Annotated in this window: 22 protein-coding genes, 4 tRNA genes and 1 pseudogene; 26 read left to right on the top strand and 1 reads right to left on the bottom strand. The window is 62.2% G+C overall.

Going from position 1 to position 23,248, the window contains the following annotated elements:
- The 26 genes and pseudogenes from VEC01_RS09465 to VEC01_RS09340 all read left to right on the top strand — a co-directional run.
- A pseudogene (locus VEC01_RS09465) lies at window positions 1–696 on the top strand (elongation factor 4); the annotation flags it as partial.
- Window positions 693–1,604, top strand: coding sequence for a signal peptidase I (gene lepB / locus VEC01_RS09460; protein WP_324900561.1), 912 nt, complete (start codon window positions 693–695; stop codon window positions 1,602–1,604). The pseudogene VEC01_RS09465 and the gene lepB, both read left to right, overlap by 4 nt.
- 20 nt (window positions 1,605–1,624) lie before the next feature.
- Window positions 1,625–2,017 carry a DUF4845 domain-containing protein gene (locus VEC01_RS09455; protein WP_324900560.1) on the top strand — a complete coding sequence of 131 codons (393 nt, stop codon included), beginning with the start codon at window positions 1,625–1,627 and terminating at the stop codon, window positions 2,015–2,017.
- 31 nt (window positions 2,018–2,048) lie between these two features.
- The gene (gene rnc / locus VEC01_RS09450; protein ID WP_324900559.1) at window positions 2,049–3,023 is read left to right on the top strand and encodes a ribonuclease III; all 975 of its coding nucleotides are present in this window, start codon (window positions 2,049–2,051) and stop codon (window positions 3,021–3,023) included.
- On the top strand, window positions 3,020–3,922 hold the full coding sequence (gene era / locus VEC01_RS09445; RefSeq protein WP_324900558.1) for a GTPase Era: 903 nt from the start codon (window positions 3,020–3,022) through the stop codon (window positions 3,920–3,922). Before rnc ends, era begins: the two co-directional genes overlap by 4 nt.
- 32 nt (window positions 3,923–3,954) lie before the next feature.
- Window positions 3,955–4,782 carry a DNA repair protein RecO gene (gene recO, locus VEC01_RS09440; RefSeq protein WP_324900557.1) on the top strand — a complete coding sequence of 276 codons (828 nt, stop codon included), beginning with the start codon at window positions 3,955–3,957 and terminating at the stop codon, window positions 4,780–4,782.
- A gap of 21 nt (window positions 4,783–4,803) precedes the next feature.
- On the top strand, window positions 4,804–5,571 hold the full coding sequence (gene pdxJ / locus VEC01_RS09435; protein WP_324900556.1) for a pyridoxine 5'-phosphate synthase: 768 nt from the start codon (window positions 4,804–4,806) through the stop codon (window positions 5,569–5,571).
- Entirely contained in the window at window positions 5,568–5,960 is a 393-nt protein-coding gene (gene acpS / locus VEC01_RS09430; RefSeq protein WP_324900555.1) for a holo-ACP synthase, read from the top strand. Before pdxJ ends, acpS begins: the two co-directional genes overlap by 4 nt.
- Window position 5,961: 1 nt before the next feature.
- Entirely contained in the window at window positions 5,962–7,011 is a 1,050-nt protein-coding gene (nagZ, locus tag VEC01_RS09425; RefSeq protein WP_324900554.1) for a beta-N-acetylhexosaminidase, read from the top strand.
- A gap of 7 nt (window positions 7,012–7,018) precedes the next feature.
- The gene (gene uvrC, locus VEC01_RS09420; RefSeq protein ID WP_324900553.1) at window positions 7,019–8,875 is read left to right on the top strand and encodes an excinuclease ABC subunit UvrC; all 1,857 of its coding nucleotides are present in this window, start codon (window positions 7,019–7,021) and stop codon (window positions 8,873–8,875) included.
- Window positions 8,876–8,952: 77 nt separating this feature from the next.
- Window positions 8,953–9,537 carry a CDP-diacylglycerol--glycerol-3-phosphate 3-phosphatidyltransferase gene (gene pgsA / locus VEC01_RS09415; RefSeq protein WP_324900552.1) on the top strand — a complete coding sequence of 195 codons (585 nt, stop codon included), beginning with the start codon at window positions 8,953–8,955 and terminating at the stop codon, window positions 9,535–9,537.
- A gap of 59 nt (window positions 9,538–9,596) precedes the next feature.
- Window positions 9,597–9,672 (top strand) — tRNA-Gly (locus VEC01_RS09410).
- 99 nt (window positions 9,673–9,771) lie between these two features.
- A tRNA-Gly gene (locus tag VEC01_RS09405) sits at window positions 9,772–9,847 on the top strand.
- A 104-nt stretch (window positions 9,848–9,951) separates the two neighbouring features.
- Window positions 9,952–10,025: transfer RNA gene (locus tag VEC01_RS09400), tRNA-Cys, on the top strand.
- 65 nt (window positions 10,026–10,090) lie between these two features.
- Window positions 10,091–10,183: transfer RNA gene (locus VEC01_RS09395), tRNA-Leu, on the top strand.
- 402 nt (window positions 10,184–10,585) lie between these two features.
- Window positions 10,586–10,966: a glycine cleavage system protein GcvH gene (gene gcvH, locus VEC01_RS09390; protein ID WP_324900551.1), complete on the top strand. Its 381-nt coding sequence runs from the start codon at window positions 10,586–10,588 to the stop codon at window positions 10,964–10,966.
- A gap of 57 nt (window positions 10,967–11,023) precedes the next feature.
- Window positions 11,024–13,888 (top strand): aminomethyl-transferring glycine dehydrogenase, encoded by a 2,865-nt coding sequence (gcvP, locus tag VEC01_RS09385; RefSeq protein WP_324900550.1) that lies wholly within the window; start codon window positions 11,024–11,026, stop codon window positions 13,886–13,888.
- Window positions 13,889–13,994: 106 nt separating this feature from the next.
- Window positions 13,995–15,374 carry an L-serine ammonia-lyase gene (locus VEC01_RS09380; RefSeq protein WP_324900549.1) on the top strand — a complete coding sequence of 460 codons (1,380 nt, stop codon included), beginning with the start codon at window positions 13,995–13,997 and terminating at the stop codon, window positions 15,372–15,374.
- Window positions 15,375–15,411: 37 nt separating this feature from the next.
- Entirely contained in the window at window positions 15,412–16,533 is a 1,122-nt protein-coding gene (gcvT, locus tag VEC01_RS09375) for a glycine cleavage system aminomethyltransferase GcvT (protein WP_324900548.1), read from the top strand.
- Between the two features lie 9 nt (window positions 16,534–16,542).
- The gene (gene lipA / locus VEC01_RS09370) at window positions 16,543–17,544 is read left to right on the top strand and encodes a lipoyl synthase (protein WP_324900547.1); all 1,002 of its coding nucleotides are present in this window, start codon (window positions 16,543–16,545) and stop codon (window positions 17,542–17,544) included.
- Between the two features lie 407 nt (window positions 17,545–17,951).
- Entirely contained in the window at window positions 17,952–18,236 is a 285-nt protein-coding gene (locus tag VEC01_RS09365; RefSeq protein ID WP_324900546.1) for a hypothetical protein, read from the top strand.
- Window positions 18,237–18,399: 163 nt separating this feature from the next.
- Window positions 18,400–18,822, top strand: coding sequence for a DUF1178 family protein (locus VEC01_RS09360; protein WP_324900562.1), 423 nt, complete (start codon window positions 18,400–18,402; stop codon window positions 18,820–18,822).
- A 191-nt stretch (window positions 18,823–19,013) separates the two neighbouring features.
- Entirely contained in the window at window positions 19,014–20,210 is a 1,197-nt protein-coding gene (locus VEC01_RS09355) for an acyl-CoA dehydrogenase family protein (RefSeq protein WP_324900545.1), read from the top strand.
- Window positions 20,211–20,217: 7 nt separating this feature from the next.
- Entirely contained in the window at window positions 20,218–21,357 is a 1,140-nt protein-coding gene (locus tag VEC01_RS09350; RefSeq protein ID WP_324900544.1) for an acyl-CoA dehydrogenase, read from the top strand.
- An 18-nt stretch (window positions 21,358–21,375) separates the two neighbouring features.
- On the top strand, window positions 21,376–21,831 hold the full coding sequence (locus tag VEC01_RS09345; protein WP_324900543.1) for a MaoC family dehydratase: 456 nt from the start codon (window positions 21,376–21,378) through the stop codon (window positions 21,829–21,831).
- Window positions 21,832–21,854: 23 nt separating this feature from the next.
- The gene (locus VEC01_RS09340; protein WP_324900542.1) at window positions 21,855–22,310 is read left to right on the top strand and encodes a MaoC family dehydratase; all 456 of its coding nucleotides are present in this window, start codon (window positions 21,855–21,857) and stop codon (window positions 22,308–22,310) included.
- A gap of 200 nt (window positions 22,311–22,510) precedes the next feature.
- Here VEC01_RS09340 and VEC01_RS09335 read toward each other — a convergent pair whose 3' ends face one another.
- Window positions 22,511–23,203: a glutathione binding-like protein gene (locus VEC01_RS09335; protein WP_324900541.1), complete on the bottom strand. Its 693-nt coding sequence runs from the start codon at window positions 23,201–23,203 to the stop codon at window positions 22,511–22,513.
- Window positions 23,204–23,248 lie beyond the last annotated feature (45 nt).

Genomic DNA, 23,248 nt, shown 5'->3' with positions numbered 1-23,248 from the left:
GCCCCCACCGTGGTGTACGAACTGCTGCTAAAGACCGGCGAAGTCACGCAGATTGAAAATCCATCTCGCCTGCCCGAGCCTTCGCGCATCGAGGAAATCCGCGAGCCCATCATTACCGTCAACCTGCTGATGCCGCAGGATTATGTCGGCCCGGTCATGACGCTTTGCAACAACAAGCGCGGCTTGCAACGGAATATGCAGTACATGGGGCGTCAGGTCATGCTGAGCTATGAGATGCCGCTCAATGAGGTGGTGCTCGATTTCTTCGACAAGCTGAAATCGGTGTCGCGCGGTTATGCTTCCATGGATTACGAGTTCCTGGAGTTTCGCGCAGCCGACCTGGTGAAGCTCGACATCATGGTGAACGGTGAACGCGTGGATGCGCTGTCGCTGATCGTGCATCGCGCCAACAGTCAATACCGCGGACGCGAGCTTGCGGCCAAGATGCGCGAGCTGATTCCGCGCCAGATGTTCGATGTGGCCATCCAGGCGGCGATCGGCTCGAACATCATCGCGCGCGAAAACGTCAAGGCCATGCGCAAGAACGTGCTGGCAAAATGCTATGGCGGCGACATCTCGCGCAAGCGCAAGCTGCTGGAGAAGCAGAAGGCGGGCAAGAAGCGCATGAAGCAGGTGGGTTCGGTGGAGGTGCCCCAAGAGGCATTCCTGGCGATTTTACAAGTGGAAGATAAATGAGTTTGCAAGCGATACTCGGCAATTTTGCATTAATCCTTTTTCTCCTCACTATCGGCACCGGAATCATCTGGTTCCTGGACGTTTTCCACTTCGCACGACAGCGCCGCGCCCGCGCCGATGCCGCGCTGGCCGACTTCGACGCGCGCCATGCCAGGCTGCGCGCGGACGGGATCAGGGCAGACGAGAGCGATCGTGCGAAGCTGGAGGCGGACATCCTGCGCCAGCCCACCTGGATCGAGTATTCCGGCAGCTTTTTTCCAGTCATCGCACTGGTCTTCTTCCTGCGCTCCTTCCTGTACGAGCCGTTCAAGATCCCGTCGAGTTCGATGGTGCCCACGCTCGTGATCGGCGACCTGATCCTGGTGAACAAATTCACTTACGGGATCCGTTTGCCGATCATCAACAAGAAGATCATCAGCAATAACGACCCGCAGCGCGGCGACGTGATGGTGTTCAAATACCCGAAAGACCCGGCGCTCGACTACATTAAACGTGTGGTCGGTGTTCCAGGTGATAAAATCACATATAAAAACAAGCGTTTAACGGTGAATGGTAAAGAAATTTCTTACCAGCCGCTTCCGGATTACCTTGACGAGGAGCATTTAAGCTATTCGAAGCAGTATCTGGAAGACCTGACGGGAGTCCGGCACAAGATCCTCAACGACGAGCGGGCGCCCGGCTATGTGCAGAACCCGGACCCGTTCCCGCACCGGGATCTGTGCAGCTACAACCTTGAAGGCTTCACTTGTACCGTCCCCTCTGGACATTACTTCATGATGGGGGATAATCGGGATAACAGTCTCGATAGCCGTTACTGGGGTTTCGTGCCTGACGAAAATATTGTTGGAAAGGCATTTTTTGTCTGGATGAACCTGGGTAACCTGAAGCGTATCGGCGGTTTTCAATAATCAGAAACAGGGAGTGCGGGATGAAACAGGGTTGCTTCGCCATGGGCCGGCAGAATGGCCTCAGCTTGGCGGGTTTTATTTTTGTCATCATCATTGTGGCGCTGCTGGCCGTGCTGGGCATGAAAGTGGTGCCGACGGTGGTTGAGTATACGGCGATCAAGAAGGCGATCACGAACGCGAAGAACAGCGGGACGAGTGCTGCGGAGATCCAGAGCGCATTCGACAAGCAGCGCACCACCAGCTACATCGATTCGGTGAGCGGGAAGGATCTGGAGATCGTCAGGACGGCGGACGGCTGGGAAGTCAGCGTCGCCTACCAGAAGAAGATCGGCCTGTTCGGTCCCGCCAGCCTGCTGATTGATTACGCGGCCACTGCCGGCGGCGAAGCAGCGGGAAACAAAGCGCAGCAGTAATGAGATGAGTTAAGCGGGACAAACAAACGAGATGGATTTCAAGTTGCTGCAGGACAGGCTCGGCCACACGTTCAAGGATGCCGCATTGCTGCAGCAAGCCTTGACGCACCGCAGCCACAGCAGCCTGCATAACGAAAGGCTGGAATTCCTCGGCGACTCGGTGCTCAACTGCGTGGTCGCGTCCCTGCTGTTCGAGCGTTACAACAAGATCGACGAGGGTGACCTTTCGCGCCTGCGCGCCAACCTCGTCAAGCAGCAGTCGCTGTACGAGATCGCGCAGCGCCTGGAACTCTCGCAGTTCCTGCGCCTTGGCGAGGGCGAGCTCAAGTCCGGCGGATTCCGGCGCCCGTCCATTCTTGCCGACACGCTGGAGGCGCTGTTCGGCGCGATCTTCCTGGATGCCGGCTTCAATGCCGCGCGCGACGTCATCCGCTCGCTCTACATTCCCATCCTCGATACCGTCGACCCGAAAACGCTGGGCAAGGACGCAAAAACCCTGCTGCAGGAATTCCTTCAGGGCAAGAAGTTGGCGCTGCCGCAATACAACGTAGTCGCTACCCATGGCGCCGCGCACAATCAGGAATTCGAAGTCGAGTGCCTGGTGCCGAAGCTCGATATCCAGGTGTTCGGCACCGGCGGCAGCCGCCGGGCTGGCGAACAGGCAGCCGCAAAGCTCGCGCTGGAAGCGGTTCAGAGCGCGTTATCCAAGACCGCGGCTGCGACCCGCAAGAGCCGGCCCCGGGCCTCGCAACTGAAACTCGCCGGGATCGCCACCATCCAGCCTGATGCGCCGGTCGATGACGAAGGCCGCAAACCCGCCAAGCCGGCGAAGGCTGAAACAAAGACCGAGCAGGCCCGGGCCGATGCCAAGCAAAGCAGGCTGGACCTGAAGCCGGACGCCAAGGCTGATCCGGTCGAAACCGGGCAGCCGGCAACGACCCAGGACGCGGGACCGGCGGATCCGACCGCACCTGCCGCGTCCACCACTCAATCGAAAACTGCATGACATCACCTGAAACCCCGGACGACTTCCGTTGTGGATACATTGCAATTGTGGGGCGGCCGAATGTGGGTAAATCCACGCTGATGAACGCGCTGATCGGCGCGAAGGTCAGCATTACGTCGCGCAAGGCGCAGACGACCAGGCACCGTATCACCGGCATCCAGACCCGGGAAAATGCTCAGTTTGTGTACGTCGACACGCCAGGCTTCCAGACGCGGCATTCCAACGCCCTCAACAAGACCTTGAACCGTACCGTCACCAATACGCTCACTGCGGCCGACGTGATCCTGTTCGTGGTCGAGGCCGGCACCTTCGGGCCGGCCGACAAGCAGGTGCTTGACCTTCTTCCGTCCAAGGTGCCGGCGATCCTGGTGCTCAACAAGTCGGACCGCGAGAAGGACAAGGCAGTGATGCTGCCGTTTGCGCAAAAGGTCGCCGCCGAGCACGACTTCGCTGCGGTCGTTCCGGTTTCGGCGAAACAACGTTTCCAGCTTGAGGTTCTCGAGGAGGAAATCCGACGTTTCCTGCCGCCGAACCCGCCGATCTTCGGCGAGGACGACATCACCGACCGCAGCGAGCGTTTCCTTGCATCGGAAATCGTGCGCGAGAAGGTGTTCCGCTATGTGGGCGATGAATTGCCGTACACGAGCACCGTGGTTATCGAGCAGTTCGAACAGGAAGGGAACCTGCGCCGCATCTTTGCCGCCATTCTGGTTGACCGCGACAGCCACAAGGCGATGGTGATCGGGCAGAAGGGGGCCAAGCTCAAGGAAATCTCGACCCAGGCGAGGCAGGATATGGAAAAGCTGTTCGGCGGTCCGGTATACCTGGAAATCTGGGTCAAGGTGAAGTCCGGCTGGGCTGACAACGAGGCAGGCCTGCGTGCCTACGGCTACGAATAAGCGCGATTACCACCAATAATCTTCCTTCCGACATGCCGCAGCCGCTTGCACAAGGTGACGAGAGTCCGGGCGACGCGCCGCAAGACCTGACGCCGCCTTCCACGCCGTCCGCCGCAGCGCGGCAGGCGCGACCCAAGGCGCAAGAGAAGGAGCACCGCGTCGCTGCGCAGCCGGGTTTCGTGCTGCACAGTTATCCGTACAAGGAAACCAGCCTGATCGTAGATGTGTTCACCCGCGATTACGGGCGCGTTGCCCTGATTGCCAAGGGGGCAAAACGGCCGCATTCCCGGCTGCGCGGTGTGCTGCAAACCTTCCAGCCGCTCTCCGTGGGCTGGAGCGGGAAGGCGGAGGTGCGCACACTGACCGCCGCCGAATGGATCGGCGGATTGTTGCCGCTTGAAAAATCAGCGCTGCTCTGCGGCTTTTACCTGAACGAACTGCTGGTGAAGCTGCTCGCGCGCGACGATCCGCATCCCGCCTTGTTCGACCATTACGTCGCCACACTCAATCAGCTCGGTCATGACGAGCCCGCTCCGATCGTGCTGCGCAAGTTCGAGCGCGCGCTGCTGAAGGAGACTGGGGTGGGCGGAAACCTGTCGATATGCACCACCACCGGCCGGGAAGTGCAGCCGGATGTGATCTACGTGGTCGACCCCGAGCGCGGCCCGCGTCCCGCGCGGCCGGCGGACAATACGCCGCGTGTCGCGGGCAAGACTCTGCTGGACATGGAGCGGGAAGACTACGGCGACAATGCGACTCAGGTGCAAAGCAAATTCCTGATGCGCTATCTGCTCGCACATCATTTGGGTGGAACGCCGCTCAACACACGCCAGATTCTGATAGATTTGATGCAGTTATAAGACCAGACCATTCTCACTGCCATGAGCCTCCTACACCCCAAGAAACCGGTTATCGACCTCGGCGTCAACATCGACCACGTTGCCACCCTGCGCAATGCGCGCGGCACCATCTATCCGGACCCGGTGCAGGCAGCGCTGCTGGCGGAAGAGGCGGGGGCGGATTGCATTACCCTGCACCTGCGCGAAGACCGGCGCCATATCCGCGACGCCGACGTGGAAGCAATCCGTCCGCAGCTGCGTACCCGCATGAATCTGGAGTCCGCGGTGACGCCGGAAATGCTCGATTTCGCATGCCGCATCCGGCCGCACGACGTGTGTCTGGTGCCGGAGCGCCGCAATGAAGTGACGACCGAGGGCGGACTGGACGTCGCCGGCAATTTCTCCGCAGTGCAGGGCGCCGTGCGCCAGTTGCAACGCGAAGGGATACGCGTGAGCCTGTTCATCGATGCGGACGCGACGCAGATCCGCGCGGCGGTCGAGGCAGGGGCGCCGGTGATTGAAATCCACACCGGCAGGTACGCGGACGCAAAATCCGAGATCGAGATTCGGCAGGAGCTGGAGCGCGTGCAGTCGGGCGTGCTCGAAGGCGTGCGGCTCGGCCTGAAGGTCAATGCCGGCCATGGCTTGCACTACTCCAATGTGCAGGCGATCGCGGCGATTGCCGAAATCGCGGAACTGAACATCGGTCACGCGATCGTCGCCCAGTCCATCTTCGACGGCTGGAAAAATGCGATCAAGGAAATGAAGGCCATCATGGTCGCGGCGCGGCTCGGCCTCCATATGAAATGATCTACGGCATCGGCACCGACATCATCCAGATTTCGCGCATCGAAGCCGCGCTTGCGCGCAACGGTGACCGGTTCGCAGAAAAAATCCTGGGGCCCGAAGAGCTGGAGAAATACCGCCGCCGCAAGGCAAAGGTGGAAGCGCGCGGCATCCGTTTTCTCGCGAGCCGCTTTGCCGCGAAGGAAGCATTCTCCAAGGCGCTCGGCCTGGGGATGCGCATGCCGATGACCTGGCGCGCGATGCAGACATTGAACGCGCCGTCCGGCAAACCGGTCGCAGTGACGAGCGGTGCGCTGAAGGATTTCATGGAACAGAACGGGCTGACCGCGCAGGTCTCGATCACGGACGAGGCGGATTACGCGGTTGCTTTCGTGATAGTGGAGAAGGAATAACATGGCGGAAAACGCAAAACAACAACTCGGTCCGGTCATGCTCGACGTGGTCGGCACAACGCTCGATGAAAATGACCTGCGGCGTATCCGGCATCCGCTGACCGGCGGCGTGATCCTGTTCGCCCGCAATTACCAGGACCGGAAGCAGCTTGTCGCGCTCACGCAAGCGATCCACGAGGCACGCCCCGGCGTGCTGATCGCGGTTGATCATGAAGGCGGCCGGGTGCAGCGCTTCCGCAGCGACGGCTTCACGCGCCTGCCGGCCATGCGCCTGCTCGGCGAACTCTGGGACCGTGACGTGCTGGGCGCGATCAAGGCCGCCACTGACATCGGCTTCGTGCTCGCGGCGGAACTGCGCGCCTGCGGCGTCGACCTGTCGTTCACGCCGGTGCTGGACCTCGACTACGGCGAATCGGGCGTGATCGGCGACCGCGCCTTCCATCGCGATCCGCGGGTGGTGAGCGTGCTCGCCAAGAGCCTGAACCACGGCCTGGCGCTGGCCGGTATGGCGAACTGCGGCAAGCACTTCCCGGGACACGGCTTCGTGAAGGCAGATTCGCATGTCGACATTCCGGTCGACGAACGGGACCTTAAGGAAATCCTCGCGGAAGACGCGGCGCCGTACGGCTGGATGGGGCTGGGCCTGGCGGGCGTGATGCCGGCGCATGTGATCTATCCGAAGGTGGACAAGAACCCTGCCGGCTTTTCGAAGAAATGGCTTACCATCCTGCGCCGCGACTTCGGCTTCCAGGGGGTGATCTTCAGCGACGACCTGAGCATGGAAGGGGCGAGCGTCGCCGGCGGCGTGGTCGACGGCGCGAACGCGGCGCTGGCGGCCGGCTGCGACATGGTCTTGATCTGCAATTCCCCGGACAAGGCGGACGAATTGCTGGACGGCCTGAAGATCAAGGCCGGCGCCGCAAGCAAGGCGTCCTCGGCGCGCATCGAGGCGCTGGTGCCGCCGGCGCCGGCGCTGAACTGGGAACAACTGCAGGACGATCCGCGCTACCGCGCAGCAAGGAAGACGGCGGAGACCTTTGCCTCCGCCTGAAGAACAGATGACAGAACCGGCTGTACCCGACGCGCGCGCCGCGATCCTGGAAACCGTCGCGGCGCTGCCGCACCTTCCCGGCGTCTACCGTTACTTTGACGCCGAGGACAAGCTGCTCTATGTCGGCAAGGCGCGCGACCTGAAAAAGCGCGTTTCCAGCTACTTCCAGAGGAACCTTGCCAGCCCGCGCACGGCGATGATGGTCGAGCGCATCACGCGTCTCGAGACCACGGTCACGCGCAGCGAGGCGGAAGCGCTGCTGCTCGAGAATAACCTGATCAAGACGCTGCAGCCGCGCTTCAACATCCTGTTCCGCGACGACAAGTCCTATCCCTACCTGAAGATTACCGGGCAGGATGTGCCGCGCATGGCCTACTATCGCGGCGCGGTCGACAAGAAGAACCAGTATTTCGGGCCTTTCCCCAGCGCCTGGGCAGTGAAGGAATCGATCCAGATCCTGCAGAAAGTGTTCCGCCTGCGCACCTGCGAAGACACGGTGTTCGCCAACCGCACGCGGCCCTGCCTGCTGCACCAGATCCAGCGCTGCAGCGCACCCTGCGTGAATGCGATCGGTCGCGAGGATTACGCGCACGACGTCGAGAACGCGGCGAAGTTTCTGCGCGGACGCCAGAAGGAAGTGCTGGAGGAGTTGGAGAACAAGATGCACGCGTACGCCGCCGAGCTGAAGTTCGAACAGGCGGCGGGCGTGCGCAACCAGATCACGGCGTTGTCGCGCGTGCTGCACCAGCAGGCGATGGAAACCGTGGGGGATGCCGACATCGACACCATCGCGGTGCTGGTGCACGGCGGCCGCGCCTGCGTGAATCTCGCGATGGTGCGCGGCGGGCGCCATCTCGGCGATCGCGCCTATTTCCCGGCACACGTGGACGATGCGATCGCTGCGGCGGAAGAGTCGGCCGAGGTGGCGGTACTCAAGGCCTTCCTGGCGCAGCATTACATCGACACCTTCACGCCCGGCACGATCATCGTCAACGTGGACTTTGACGATCCGGAACTGATGATGGCGCTGATGGAGCAATGCGGCCACCGCATCACGCTGGTGTTCCAGCCCCAGGGGCAGCGCCGCCAGTGGCTGGAGATGGCGCAGAAGGGGGCCGAGATCGCGCTGGCGCGCCTGCTGTCGGAGCAGGGCTCGCAGAAAGCGCGTACCCGTGCCCTGGTCGATGCGCTCGGACTCGAGGCGGCCGACCTGGACGCATTGCGCATCGAATGCTTCGACATCAGCCACACCCAGGGCGAGGCGACGCAGGCTTCCTGTGTCGTGTTCCATCACCATGCAATGCAGAACGGCGAGTACCGCCGCTTCAACATCAATGACATCACTCCCGGCGACGACTACGCGGCGATGCGGCAGGTGCTCACGCGGCGCTACGAGAAGGTCGCCAACGGCGAAGGCGTAATGCCGGATGTGGTGCTGGTCGACGGCGGCAAGGGGCAGGTCGAGATGGCGCGGCAGGTGTTCAGCGAGCTGGGACTGGATACCGCCGCCATCGTCGGTGTCGCCAAGGGCGAGGGGCGCAAGGTTGGGCTGGAAACCCTGGTTTTCGCCGACGAGCGGGCGCCGCTCGAACTTGGCAAGGAGTCGGCCGCACTGATGCTGATCGCCCAGATCCGCGACGAGGCGCACCGCTTTGCGATCACCGGCATGCGCGCCAAGCGGGCCAAGGCACGGCAGACCTCGCGTCTGGAGGAAATCGAAGGCATCGGCGCCAAGCGCCGGCAAAGGCTGCTCGCGCGTTTCGGTGGACTGCGCGGCGTGGCGGACGCGAGCATCGAGGAACTGGCGTCGGTCGAGGGAATATCGCGCAAGCTGGCGGAGGAAATCTACAAGCAGTTGCATTGACGGCGCATGTGTGAAGGCGGCAATTGCGGCAAAGTCAATTTCCACGCGATAATCGCGATTATTCACCGGCGCCGACTATGCCCTTCAATATTCCGATCCTGCTGACCTGGCTGCGCGTAGCGCTCATTCCCCTCGTGGTCGGCGTTTTCTATCTGCCAGACAGCTGGATGACCTTCGAGGCAAAGGGCCTGGCATCGACCGCCGTGTTCATCGTCGCCGCGATCACCGACTGGTTCGACGGCTTCCTCGCGCGCCGCTGGAACGAAACCTCCGCTTTCGGCGCCTTCCTCGATCCGGTCGCCGACAAACTGATGGTTGCCGGCGCGCTGCTGGTGCTGGTGGAGTTTTATCAGCTCAATGCGGTGATGGCCTTCATCATCATCGGCCGCGAAATCGCCATTTCCGCGCTGCGCGAATGGATGGCGCAGATCGGCGCGTCGAAGTCGGTCGCGGTCAGTTCGATCGGCAAGATCAAGACGACCGCACAGATGATCGCCATTCCGATGCTGCTGTACGGCGGCACGCTGTTCGGCGTGATCGACACGCGCAGCTGGGGCACGCTGCTGCTGGCGGTCGCCGCCGTGCTGACGGTATGGTCCATGTTCTACTACCTGCGCAAGGCATGGCCGCTGATCAAGGAAAAGGCAGGAAGATTGAATTAGGCGTCATTTACTTGACAAAGAATGTCGCTTGTCTATAATGTGCGTCTGTTGTGAACGACGCGGGAATAGCTCAGTTGGTAGAGCGCAACCTTGCCAAGGTTGAGGTCGAGGGTTCGAGACCCTTTTCCCGCTCCAAGATTCTGAAAGGAAGCTTACCCAGCTTCCTTTTTTATTTCGCAGAGTGCGCGTGTACTGAAAGTGCGGTGCGTTTTGTGAAGGGCTGTGAAGGTTTTCGCGGGAATAGCTCAGTTGGTAGAGCGCAACCTTGCCAAGGTTGAGGTCGAGGGTTCGAGACCCTTTTCCCGCTCCAGTTTCGAGGGAGGCCGCCAGGCCTCGGTGCAATTCGGCGGGCAACGGCAGCACAAGGGGCACGTCGAGCACTGATTCAGTTTTGTGGTTACAATACCCTCCCGTGGCGGGGTAGCAAAGTGGTTATGCAGCGGCCTGCAAAGCCGTCTACGCCGGTTCAATTCCGACCCCCGCCTCCAGTTTTCAAAAAAAGCGCCGTGTGCGCTTTTTTTACTTGTGCGGCCGGTCTGTCGATTGCGCACAGGCCCGAGTGGTGAAATTGGTAGACACAGCGGACTTAAAATCCGCCGCTTACCCGAGAGGGGGCGTACCGGTTCGATTCCGGTCTCGGGCACCACATATCCCGCCATCCATCTTTCCCCATTTCAGGAACGCACCGCCTGTACCGCATGTCTTAGCGTGCACACACATCCCTTCATACTTGTTTTCCCCGAACCGCCTAGAATCCACACCTTTTTCCATGCAAAAAGGCGGGATGCCATTTCGTGTCCAATAATGAAATAAAACTGGCAATAATTTTTTTGATTCTTCAAAACCATTCAAAAATATTTTAAAAACAGATGTTTGGATGGGTCGATTGAACACATTAAAAACAGGGAACCCTCTAAAATTTTGCCGCAAGAATAACCAGTGCTTTTTCAGCAAAAAGCGTTTTCGAAGGGATGCCGGCGCTGCGCCGCGACCGTCGTCCGTGCCAGATCTGGCAGTTTGATCATTCACTTACTGAGGAGAAGAAAAAATGAGCAAGACCATGTACACGCAGGAACACGAGTGGCTGCGCATTGAGGACGATGGTCTGGTTACGGTCGGCATCACCGACTACGCTCAGGATCACCTCGGCGACCTGGTCTTTGTACAACTGCCGGACGCAGGCAAGGAGATCGCCAAGGGCGAGGAAGCTGCGGTCATCGAATCGGTGAAGGCCGCGGGCGAGATCATGATGCCGGCCGCCGGCGTTGTCACCGAGGTGAATGCTGCGCTGGCCGACGAGCCGGGCAAGGTCAATGAAGACGCGATGGGCGCGGGCTGGTTCTTCAAGTTCAAGCCGGCCCAGGCGAGCGACCTGGACGGGTTCATGGACGAAGCGGCCTACAAGACTTTCCTGGAGTCCCAGGGCTGATATTCCGCGCGGGCCGCGCCGCCCGCCACACATATTCATTTTGTTTGAGAGGTAACCATGGTTCAGAAACGGGCTGCTTTCGAGGAATTGCAGCAGCGCACGGATTTCATCGACAGGCATATCGGACCGGGCGAGGCTGACCGGCAGGCAATGCTCGCCACCGTCGGCTTCGAGTCGATGGATGCCTTCATCAAGAAGGTGGTGCCGGACGCGATCCACTCGGAAGAGCCGCTGAATCTGGAGGGCGCACGCACCGAGGCGGAAGTGCTGGACGAACTGCACAAGATCGCGTCGAAGAACAAGGTGTTCAAGTCCTACATCGGCATGGGCTACTACAACACCCACACGCCGACCGTCATCCTGCGCAACCTGCTCGAGAATCCCGCCTGGTACACCGCATACACGCCGTACCAGCCGGAGATTTCGCAGGGGCGCCTGGAAGCGCTGCTCAATTTCCAGACAATGGTCTCCGACCTGACCGGCCTCGAAATCGCCAATGCATCGCTGCTCGATGAAGCGACCGCCGCCGCAGAGGCGATGACCTTCTGCCAGCGCAGCGCCAAGAGCAAGAGCCGGGTGTTCTTCGTGTCGCAGGACTGCTTCCCGCAGACGATCGACGTGGTGCGCACGCGCGCCGAACCGATCGGCGTGGAAGTCGTGGTCGGCGACCATCGCAAGGACCTGGACGCGCTCGACTGCTTCGGCGTGCTGCTGCAGTATCCGGCGCTGAACGGCGAGATCAACGACTACGCAGAGACGGTCGCCAAGGCACACGCGAAGAACGCGCTGGTGGTGGTGTCGGCCGACCTGCTCGCGTTGACGCTGCTGACGCCGCCCGGTGAGTTCGGCGCGGACGTGGCGATCGGTTCGGCGCAGCGCTTCGGCGTGCCGCTCGGCTACGGCGGTCCGCACGCCGCCTATTTCGCCACCCGCGACGAATACAAGCGCGTGATGCCCGGTCGCCTGGTCGGCGTGTCGATCGACCACCACGGCGACAAGGCGTACCGCCTTGCGATGCAGACGCGCGAACAGCATATCCGCCGCGAAAAGGCGACCAGCAACATCTGCACCGCGCAGGTGCTGCTGGCAAACATCGCGAGCATGTATGCGGTCTACCATGGCCCCGTCGGCCTGAAGACGATCGCGCAGCGCGTGCACCGGCTGGCGGCGACGCTGGCGGAAGGTTTCCGCAAGCTGGATGTCGAAGTGCTGACGCCGTCGTTCTTCGACACCCTTACCGTGCGCACCGGCGCGCGTACCGCGGAGATTCACGCCGCGGCACGCAATCACGGCATCAACCTGCGCGAAATCGATGCCAATACCGCGGGCATTTCGCTGGACGAGACCACGACCGCCGCGGACGTGGAAGTCCTTTGGACGATTTTCGCCGGCGGCAAGACCGTTCCGTCTTTCGCAGGCTGCGAGGCCGAGGCAGGCGAGCGCATCCCGGCCGCGTTGCTGCGTACCAGTGACTACCTCACGCACCCGGTCTTCAACAGCCATCATTCCGAAACCCAGATGCTGCGCTACCTGCGCGCCCTGTCCGACAAGGACCTCGCGCTGGACCGTACCATGATTCCGCTCGGCTCCTGCACCATGAAGCTGAACGCGACCACGGAAATGATTCCGGTGACCTGGAAGGAATTCGGCGCGATTCATCCGTTTGCGCCGCTGGACCAGGCGCAGGGCTATCAGCAGCTGATCGCCGAGCTGGAGCAGATGCTGGTCGCCTGCACCGGCTACGACGCGGTGTCGCTGCAGCCGAACGCCGGCTCGCAGGGCGAGTACGCCGGCTTGCTGGCGATCCGCGCGTACCACATGAGCCGCGGCGAAGGGCATCGCAACATCTGCCTGATTCCGAGCTCCGCGCACGGCACCAATCCGGCCACGGCCAACATGGTGGGCATGCAGGTGGTGGTTGTGGCCTGCGACGAGCGCGGCAATGTCGACGTGAGCGACCTGAAGGCCAAGGCCGAGAAGCATGCGGCCGACCTGGCTGCGATCATGATCACCTATCCGTCCACCCACGGCGTGTTCGAGGCGGCGGTGCGCGAGATCTGCGAGATCGTGCATGCGCACGGCGGCCAGGTGTACATCGACGGCGCGAACATGAATGCGATGGTGGGCCTGTGCGCACCGGGCAAGTTCGGTGGCGACGTGTCGCACCTGAACCTGCACAAGACCTTCTGCATTCCGCACGGCGGCGGCGGGCCCGGCGTCGGCCCGGTGGCGGTGAAGTCGCATCTCGCGCCTTTCCTGCCCGGACACCGCGTGATGGAGAAGCAGGCGGCGCCGGTTTGCGCCGCGCCCTGGGGCAGCGCCAGCATCCTGCCGATTTCCTGGACCTACATCAAGCTGATGGGCCGCCAGGGCTTGAAGGATGCGAGCCAGATGGCGATCCTGAATGCGAACTACATCGCCAAGCGCCTCGCGCCGCATTACCCGATCCTGTACGCGGGCGAAAGCGGCATCGTCGCGCACGAGTGCATCGTCGACCTGCGTCCGCTCAAGGACGCGACCGGCGTGACCGTGGACGACGTCGCCAAGCGCCTGATGGATTATGGTTTCCATGCGCCGACGATGTCCTTCCCGGTGCCGGGCACCCTGATGATCGAACCGACCGAAAGCGAGTCCAAGGATGAGCTGGACCGCTTCTGCGACGCGATGATCGCGATCCGCGAGGAAATCCGCGAAGTGGAAAGCGGCAAGGTGACGGCGGAGGAAAGCGTGCTGCGCCACGCGCCGCATACCGCGATGGATATCGCCGGCGAGTGGGACCGCAAGTATTCCCGCGAGCAGGCGGTATTCCCTGTGGCTTCGCTGCGCGGCAACAAGTACTGGCCGCCGGTCGGGCGCGTGGACAATGTGTACGGCGACCGCAACCTGGTGTGCGCCTGCCCGCCGATGTCGGACTACGAATAAGGCTGGAATCGCGGCCCTGCCTCGCGCCGGGGCAGGGCCGCAAGGCTTTCATGGCGGACGGCAACCGGTTCCTGTGCCGGCCGGCGCAGCAACTTAGGCGGATGACATGGCCATTAGTGTTTTCGAGTTGTTCAAGATCGGTATTGGGCCGTCGAGCTCGCATACCGTCGGACCGATGCGCGCTGCGCTGCAGTTCGTCAGCGGCCTGAAGGAGTCCGGCCGGCTGGCTGGTGTGGAGGCGGTCAAGGCGGAGCTGTACGGCTCGCTTGGCGCGACCGGGAAAGGGCACGGCAGCGACAAGGCGGTGATTCTCGGCCTGCTCGGCGAAGCGCCCGACCTGGTCGATACCGACACGGTGGAGGGCACGCTGGCCAAGGTGCGCAGCAGCAAGCGCATTGTCCTGCTCGGCGAACGGGAAGTGACCTTCATCGAGAGCGAGCATCTGCTGCTCTACAAGCGGCAGTCGCTGCCGCACCATCCGAACGGAATGCGCTTCACCGCATACGGCGCCGGCGCGCAGGAGATCGAGAGCAAGGTGTACTACTCGGTCGGCGGCGGCTTCGTGGTCAATGAAGACGCTGTCGGCGCGGATCGGATCGTGCCCGATACGACGCTGGTGCGCTATCCGTTCAAGAGCGCGGAGCAGTTGCTGGCGACCTGCCGCGAACACAAGCTGTCGATCAGCCAGCTGATGCTGGAAAACGAAAAGGCGTGGCGACCGGAAGAAGAGACGCGGCAGGGCCTGCTGCGCATCTGGCAGGTGATGCAGGAATGCGTCAGGCGCGGTTGCGAGAAGGAAGGCACCCTGCCGGGCGGCCTGAAGGTGCGGCGCCGCGCGGCCGAGCTGTACCGCAAGCTGGCGAGCCAGCCCGAAGCCAACCTGCGCGACCCGCTCACCACCCTGGACTGGGTGAACCTGTATGCGCTTGCGGTGAACGAGGAAAACGCCGCCGGCGGGCGCGTGGTGACTGCGCCGACCAATGGCGCGGCCGGCATCGTGCCGGCGGTGCTGCACTATTACCACCGCTTCGTGCCCGGCGCGACCGATGAGGGCGTGATGCGCTTTCTGCTGACGGCCGCGGCAATCGGCATCCTGTACAAGGAAAACGCATCGATCTCCGGCGCTGAAGTCGGCTGCCAGGGGGAAGTCGGCGTCGCCTGCTCGATGGCGGCCGGCGCGCTGGCCGAGGTGATGGGCGGCACCGCGGAGCAGGTCGAGAATGCCGCGGAAATCGGCATGGAGCACAATCTCGGCCTGACCTGCGATCCGATCGGCGGCCTGGTGCAGGTGCCGTGCATCGAGCGCAACGCGATGGGTTCGATCAAGGCGATCAACGCCGCGCGCATGGCATTGCGCGGGAACGGCCATCACTTCGTGTCGCTCGACAAGGTGATCAAGACCATGCGCGAGACCGGCGCCGACATGAAGATCAAGTACAAGGAGACTGCGCGCGGAGGGCTCGCGGTCAATGTGATCGAGTGCTGAACTCGATTTTTGCGATTCGATAACAAGGAAGGAAAAGATGGAAAACACGCAAGCGCTTGCCCGCACTCCGCTGTACAACCTGCACGTCGAACTCGGCGCCCGCATGGTGCCCTTCGCCGGCTATGACATGCCGGTGCAGTACCCGAGCGGCGTGCTGAAGGAGCATGCGCACACGCGCAGCCAGGCCGGCCTGTTCGACGTCTCGCACATGGGGCAGGTGCGCCTGTCGGGCGACGGGGCGGCGGCGGCGCTCGAGACACTGATGCCGGTCGACATCATCGACCTGCCGGTCGGCATGCAGCGTTACGCGGTATTCACCAACGAGCAGGGTGGCATCCTGGATGACCTGATGGTGTCGAATGCCGGCGACCATCTGTTTGTCGTCGTCAATGCCGCCTGCAAGCAGCAGGATGTCGCGCATTTGCAGAAGCAGATCGGCGGCCGCTGCAAGGTGGAAGAACTGGCCGACCGCGCGTTGCTCGCGCTGCAGGGGCCGGCGGCATCGGCGGTGATGGCGCGCCTGGCGCCGGAAACGTCGAAGATGATTTTCATGAACACCGGCAAGGTGACCCTGGCCGGCGCGGAATGCTTCATCAGCCGTTCCGGCTATACCGGCGAGGACGGCTTTGAAATCTCGGTGCCGAATGACAACGCGGAGGAACTCGCCCGCCTGCTGCTGGCGCAGCCGGAAGTCGCGCCGATCGGCCTGGGCGCACGCGATTCGCTGCGCCTGGAAGCCGGCCTGTGCCTGTACGGGCACGACATGGATGCCGGCACCACGCCGGTGGAAGCCAGCCTCTCCTGGGCGTTGTCGAAGGCGCGCCGCGCCGATGGCGCGCGCGCCGGCGGCTACCCGGGGGCGGACATCATCCTGCGCCAGCTGGCCGAGGGCGCCGCGCGCAAGCGTGTGGGCCTGCTGGTGAAGGATCGCATGCCGGTGCGCGAGGGCGCGGAACTGGTGGATGCGGAAGGCCGACCGGTCGGCAAAGTCACCAGCGGCGGCTTCGGACCGACCGTGGGCGGGCCGGTCGCGATGGGTTATGTCGATGCCGGGCAGGCGAAGCTCGGTACCGCGCTGCAGGCGATCGTGCGCGGCAAGCCGGTGCCGGTGGAGGTGGCGAAGACGCCGTTTACGCCGCAGCGCTATTACCGCGGTTAAGGGGGCAGGATGAGCGATTCCAGCCGCACGCCGCAGCAGGAGGCGGCAGCGCCGCGCCCGGTGAAGACCGGCGAGAAACTGCGCGGCGCCGACAAGATGGCGCGCATTCCGATCAAGATCGTGCCCACCGAGCCGTCGCAGTACCTGCGCAAGCCAAAATGGATACGCGCCGAGTTCACCGGCTCGCGCGAGGTGCAGCGCCTGAAGGCGGTGCTGCGCGAGAACAAGCTGCACACGGTGTGCGAGGAAGCAAACTGCCCGAACCTGGGCGAGTGCTTCAAGAGCGGCACCGCCACCTTCATGATCATGGGCGACATCTGCACGCGGCGCTGTCCGTTCTGCGATGTCGGGCATGGCCGGCCCAATCCGCTCGACCCGGAAGAGCCGAAGAACGTGGCGGCGACGATCCGCGCGATGGGATTGAAGTATGTCGTGATCACCTCGGTGGACCGGGATGACCTGCGCGACGGCGGTGCCGGGCATTTCGTCTCCTGCATCGAGGAAACACGACGCCTCAACCCGGACATTACCATCGAGATCCTGACGCCGGACTTCCGCGGCCGGGTGGATGCCGCGCTCGAGATCCTCGACAAGGCACCGCCCGACGTCTTCAACCACAATCTCGAAACGGTGCCGCGCCTGTACCGTCAGGCGCGTCCCGGCGCCGATTACGATGTGTCGCTGGACCTGCTGCAAAGCTTCAAGCAGCGTCATCCGTCGGTGCCGACGAAGTCCGGCCTGATGCTCGGACTGGGCGAGACGCTGGAAGAGGTGGAGGCGGTAATGCGCGACATGCGCGCGCACGAGATCAACATGCTCACCCTTGGACAATATCTGCAACCCAGCGCGCACCACCTGCCGGTACAACGCTATGTCACGCCGGAAGAGTTTGACCGGCTGCGTGTAGTAGGCGAGCAGATGGGCTTTACGCATGTTGCCTCGGGGCCGATGGTCCGTTCCTCCTATCATGCTGACCTGCAGGCCAAAGGCAGGTTTTCGGCTGTGAAATAGGGAGCGCAGGCATTGGCATCCCATGCATTGCACAATAACCGTCCTGCATGAAATTGCTATGTGTAATCAAAGGCTTGTGATCGTATCAACAGGGTTATCAACAGACTTGGCCACAGTTGCCGTGGATAACTGTTGAGAATTCTCAATAGTGAAAAGAAGATTGCGCAAAAGCAAAGCCGTCCGGATATGCAACAGGTAGGATGAAGGTGGTCCCTTAGGCCTCCCAGGAAGTGTTAGCCCGCAGCGCTCATAGCCTGCGGGCTTTTTTTTGAGGGTGTTCCGGGGTTGTTTTTTGTTGCGCTTACATCTTCTTACAATCCCGTTGAGATATCTCAAATATTGCCCTTTGAAAATTACGCATACTTGCCCCTGAGAAAATTCCTTTCACCAACAGGAAGCGCAAGGCCATGAAAAAGAAGCTTGATACCGATGACGTCATTGAGAACTTGATCACTGCGACCATGGGTGACGGTGCGACCGCGCGCGAGCGGCACATTTTCCGGGAAAACCTGCGCAGCCTGGTTCGCCTTGCGAAGGCAGAGCAAGTGCTGGAAATCAAGGCAAGCGTGAAAAGGCTGAGCGGCGTGATCGAAGCGCATTCGGCGCGTCGCCGCGCCAAGGCGATCCTGCTTGCCCATCGCCTGCCCGGGGTGCTGGACCAGGCGCAGCAGCAGTTCGAGTTCAAGCAGTGAATCCGTTGCGGCCGCCGGCATTGCGCGGCCGCGATCCTGATCCATGCATGCCGGCGCGGGCTTTCCCGCGATGCAGCGTGGCAGCAGGGAAGGCAGTAAAATAAACGGCCTGGATGCGCGACAGCGCACCGCCCGCATTTTCTTACTGTCCTCGCCTGTTAGCATGAAAGTCTACAACCTCAGCTGCGCGCTCGATCACCGCTTTGAAGGCTGGTTTGCCTCGGAAGAGGATTTCCTTGCGCAAAACGGTGGACGACAGATCGCCTGCCCGGTATGTGACAGCCACGAGGTCCGCAAACTGCCTTCGGCACCCCACCTCTCCCTGCCCAGTTCGCAGCCCGTGCGGGAAGACGCGAAGCGCGAGATCCAGAAGCTGGTGCTCGAGATGGTGCGCCACGTCGTTGCCCATACCGAAGACGTCGGCGAGCGGTTTGCCGAAGAGGCACGCCGCATGCACTACAACGAGACGACCGAACGCGCGATCCGCGGCGTGGCGACCGTGCAGGAATGCGAGGCGCTAGTCGAGGAGGGCATCGAGGTGCTGCCGCTTCCCCTTCCAGCCGCGACCAAACAGACGCTCCAATAGGCCGGTTCCGGCCATTCCCCGCCCATGCCCCGGCTACCCGCCGCCGAACGCCTTTCGTTTTCTTTCCTGGTCCCGCGCACATGGGCGACGGCGGCATTCCCGGTTATTTAATTCGACACAAATCACGAAAATCCGCTGTATAATCGTTTTCGAACGGTCGTGCTATTAAGCCGGGACAACTAGGAGACAGCATGGATTTGAGCTATACGGCGGAAGACTTGGCCTTCCGCGATTCGGTTCGCGCCTTCCTCGAGGCCAACCTTCCGAAGGACCTGCAACAGAAGGTCCTCAATCACAAGCGTTTGTCGAAAGAAGATTACGTCCGCTGGCACAAGATTGTCGCCAAGCAGGGATGGGTCGGTACCGGCTGGCCGGTCGAGTACGGCGGCACCGGCTGGACCCCGGTACAGCGCCATATCTGGGAAGAAGAGTGCGCGCATGCCGGCACCCCGGCGATCCTGCCCTTCGGCGTGAACATGGTCGCACCAGTCATCATGGCTTTCGGCAACGAGGCGCAGAAGCGCTACTACCTGCCGCGCATCCTCAACTGCGAGGACTGGTGGTGCCAGGGTTACTCCGAGCCGGGTTCCGGCTCCGACCTGGCGTCGCTGAAGACGCGCGCCGAGCGCCAGGGCGATCATTACATCGTCAACGGCCAGAAGACCTGGACCACGCTGGCGCAGCATGCGGACATGATCTTCTGCCTGGTGCGCACCGATCCGAACGCGCGCAAGCAGGAGGGCATTTCCTTCCTGCTGATCAACATGCATACCCCGGGTATCACGGTGCGCCCGATCATCATGCTCGACGAGGAGCATGAGGTAAACGAGGTTTTCTTCGACAACGTGAAGGTGCCGGTCGAGAACCTGATCGGCGAGGAAAACAAGGGCTGGACCTACGCGAAATACCTGCTTGGGCATGAGCGCACCAACATCGCCGCGGTCGGCCGCGCCAAGCGCGAACTGCAGTTCCTCAAGCGCCTGGCGAACAAGCAGATGAAGAACGGCAAGCCGCTGCTCGAGGATCCGGTGTTCTCCTCCAAGGTCGCCAGCCTGGAGATCGAAATCATGGCGCTGGAAATGACAGTGCTGCGCGTGCTGTCGCAGGAAAGCAGCAAGCGCGGCCCCGGGCCGGAGGCGTCGATGCTGAAGGTCAAGGGCACCGAAGTGCAGCAGTGGCTGACGGAATTGATGGTCGAGGCAGTCGGACCTTACGCGCTGCCGTTCGATCCCGCCTACCTGGAAGGCGAGCAGGAGCACAGCGTGTTCGGGGATGACGATGCCGCGCCGCTTGCGCCGTACTACTTCAATTTCCGCAAGACTTCCATCTACGGCGGCTCGAACGAAATTCAGAAAAACATCATCTCCCAGATGATCCTGGGATTGTGAGGCGACCATGGACTTCAATTACTCACCCGAGCAGCAACAATTCCGCGACGCGCTGCGCCGCTTCATCGACAAGGATTACACCTTCGAGCACCGCAACAAGATCGTGCGTTCCGAGCAGGGCGTTTCCGACGAGGCGTGGGCGACCCTGGCCGAGCTGGGGATGACCGCATTGCCGGTGCCGGAAGCGCAGGGCGGCTTCAACGGCTCGGCGGTCGACATGATGGTGGTGATGCAGGAGCTGGGCCGCGGCATCGTGGTCGAGCCGTATTTCGCGACTGTCTTCGGCGCCCAGTTCCTGAAGCTGGCGGGGGGCCACGACGACCTGCTGGAGCAGCTCGCCGGCGGCGGCCTGAAACTGGCCGTCGCACTCGGCGAACAGCAGGCGCGCCACGAACTGTCCGATGTCGCGACCACGGCGAAGCAGGATGGTGACGGCTTCGTGCTCAACGGCAAGAAGACTGTGGTCATCCACGGCGCGCAGGCTGACCGCCTGATCGTCTCCGCGCGCTCGTCGGGCGGGCAGCGCGACGCGCAGGGCATTTCGCTATTCGTCGTGCCTGCCGATGCGGCCGGCATCACCCGGCGCGACTACCGCACCATCGACTGCCAGCGCGCGGCGGATATCAGCTTCGACAATGTGCGGGTGCCGGCATCCGCATTGCTCGGCCAGGCAGGCGCCGGCTGGGATATTCTCGATGCCGCAGCGGATTACGGCGCGACACTGCTGTGCGCGGAAGCGGTCGGCGCGATGGACGCGCTGAATGCGGCCACGCTGGAATACCTGAAGACGCGCCAGCAGTTTGGCGTCCCGATCGGCAAGTTCCAGGTGCTGCAGCATCGCATGGCGGAAATGTTCATGCAGGCGGAGCAGGCGCGCTCGATGGCGACCCTGGCCGCGGTCAAGGTCGCATCCGCCGATGCGAATGAGCGCCGGCGCAATGTGTCGGCTGCGAAGGCGCGCGTCGGCCAGGCCTTGAAGTATGTCGGTCAGCAGGCGGTGCAGCTGCATGGCGGCATGGGCGTAACCAATGAACTGCCGGCGGCGCATCATTTCAAGCGCCTGACGATGATCGAGCAGACGCTCGGCGATACCGACTATCATCTCGCGCGTTTCGCCGCACAGCCGGACTTCCGTAAAGCCGCATAACCAGCAGAGGGGGCAGCCATGTCGCAACTGAAGTGGTATTTCGAGGACTTCGAGGTGGGCAGGACGATCGACGTCGGTTCGCGGACCGTGTCGGAAGAAGAGATCATCGACTTCGCCACCAAGTACGACCCGCAGCCCTTTCATATCGACAAGGCTGCCGCCGAAAAATCGATGTACGGCGGCATCATCGCCAGCGGCTGGCATACCTGCGGCATGATCATGCGGCTGATGGTGGACGGCTTCCTCCGGGAAGCCGCCAGCCTCGGCTCGCCGGGCGTCGATGAGATCCGCTGGATCAAGCCGGTGCGCGGCGGCGACACCTTGCACGTCACCACGACGCCGCTCGAGTTGCGGCCATCCTCCAGCAAGCCGGATCGCGGCGTGGTGGTCACGCTGTGGGAGGCGAAGAACCAGCACGGCGACGTGGTGGCGACGATCAAGGGCATGGGCATGTTCGGGCGCCGGCCGCAATAGACACGACAACACTTGGAGACAACATGCGCACGATTGCATCGGTTGAAGAACTGAGGGGACTGGTTGGCCAGGAGGTGGCGGTAACCGACTGGTTTCCGGTCACGCAGGAGCGGATCAACCTGTTCGCGGAAGCGACCGGCGACCACCAGTGGATACACCTCGACGCGGAACGCTGCAAGAAGGAATCGCCGTATGGCAGCACGATCGCGCACGGTTTCCTGACGCTGTCGCTGTTGCCCTTGATCCTGCAAAGCGCGGTGTCTATGCCGGACGCCCGGCTGAGCGTGAACTACGGGCTGAACAAGGTCCGCTTCCCGGCGCCGGTGCCGGTCGACAGCAAGGTGCGCGGACGCCTGGCGTTGAAGGAAGTCGAGGATATCGACGGCGGCGTGCAGATCACCTGGGCAGTGACGATGGAGCGGGAAGGCGGGGACAAGCCGGTATGCGTCGCGGAGTCGATCGCGCGCAGGTATGCCTAGTCGGCCGTCAAGATAAATTTGAAGGATGGCAGGGGGGCAGCCGAGGTAGAGCGAAGCGAAACCACCGTGCGCCTCGATGGGCGTAGTCAAAATGGTGGGTTTCGCTTCGCTCTACCCACCCTACGTTCATCAAATTCATCTGGATGATCTACTAGTAGCACGTCCAGATAAATTTAGAGGATCGTAGGGCGGCCCGGTTTTCAGTGCCTCTTGTACTGGCTCGCGCCGAACAGCACTTCCCGCGATTTGTCATCGGTGATGGGCTTGCTCTGGTCGGCGAGCACGTCGACGCCGCGCATGACCGCCGGCCGTTGGCTGATTTCATCGAACCAGCGCTTGGCGTGCGGGTAGTCCTCCCAGTCGATCCCCTGATTTTTCCATGAACGCAGCCACGGGAAGGTGGCGATGTCGGCGATCGTGTACTCGTCGCCGGCAAGGTAGGCGTTCTTCGACAGCTGCGTGTCGATCACTCCGTACAGCCGCTTCGCTTCGTTGGTATAGCGGTCGACCGCATATCCGATCTTTTCCGGCGCATAGATGCGGAAATGATGCGCCTGGCCGAGCATCGGGCCGACGCCGCCCATCTGGAACATCAGCCACTGCAGGGTCACGAACTTGTCGCGGTCGGTCCTGCCGAGGAAACGGCCGACCTTGCTGGCGAGGTAGACCAGGATGGCGCCCGATTCGAACAGCGAAATCGGCTTGCCGTCCGGACCGTCGGCGTCGACGATCGCCGGGATCTTGTTGTTCGGGGAGATGGCGAGGAACTCGGGCTTGAACTGGTCCCCTTCGCGGATGTTCACGTAATGTACCCGGTAGGGCAGGCCGCATTCCTCCAGCATGATGTGGACCTTGTGGCCGTTGGGCGTGGCGGCGGTATAGACGTCGATCATTGTTTTTCTCCTGTGCGTGGAATCTCGAACACCGCAGATTATGCA

Origin of the sequence: Noviherbaspirillum sp. (assembly GCF_035627455.1) — a bacterium.
GTDB lineage: Bacteria > Pseudomonadota > Gammaproteobacteria > Burkholderiales > Burkholderiaceae_D > Noviherbaspirillum.
Note: the sequence above shows the minus strand (reverse complement) of the source record. Positions and strands in the feature narration are given on the sequence as shown.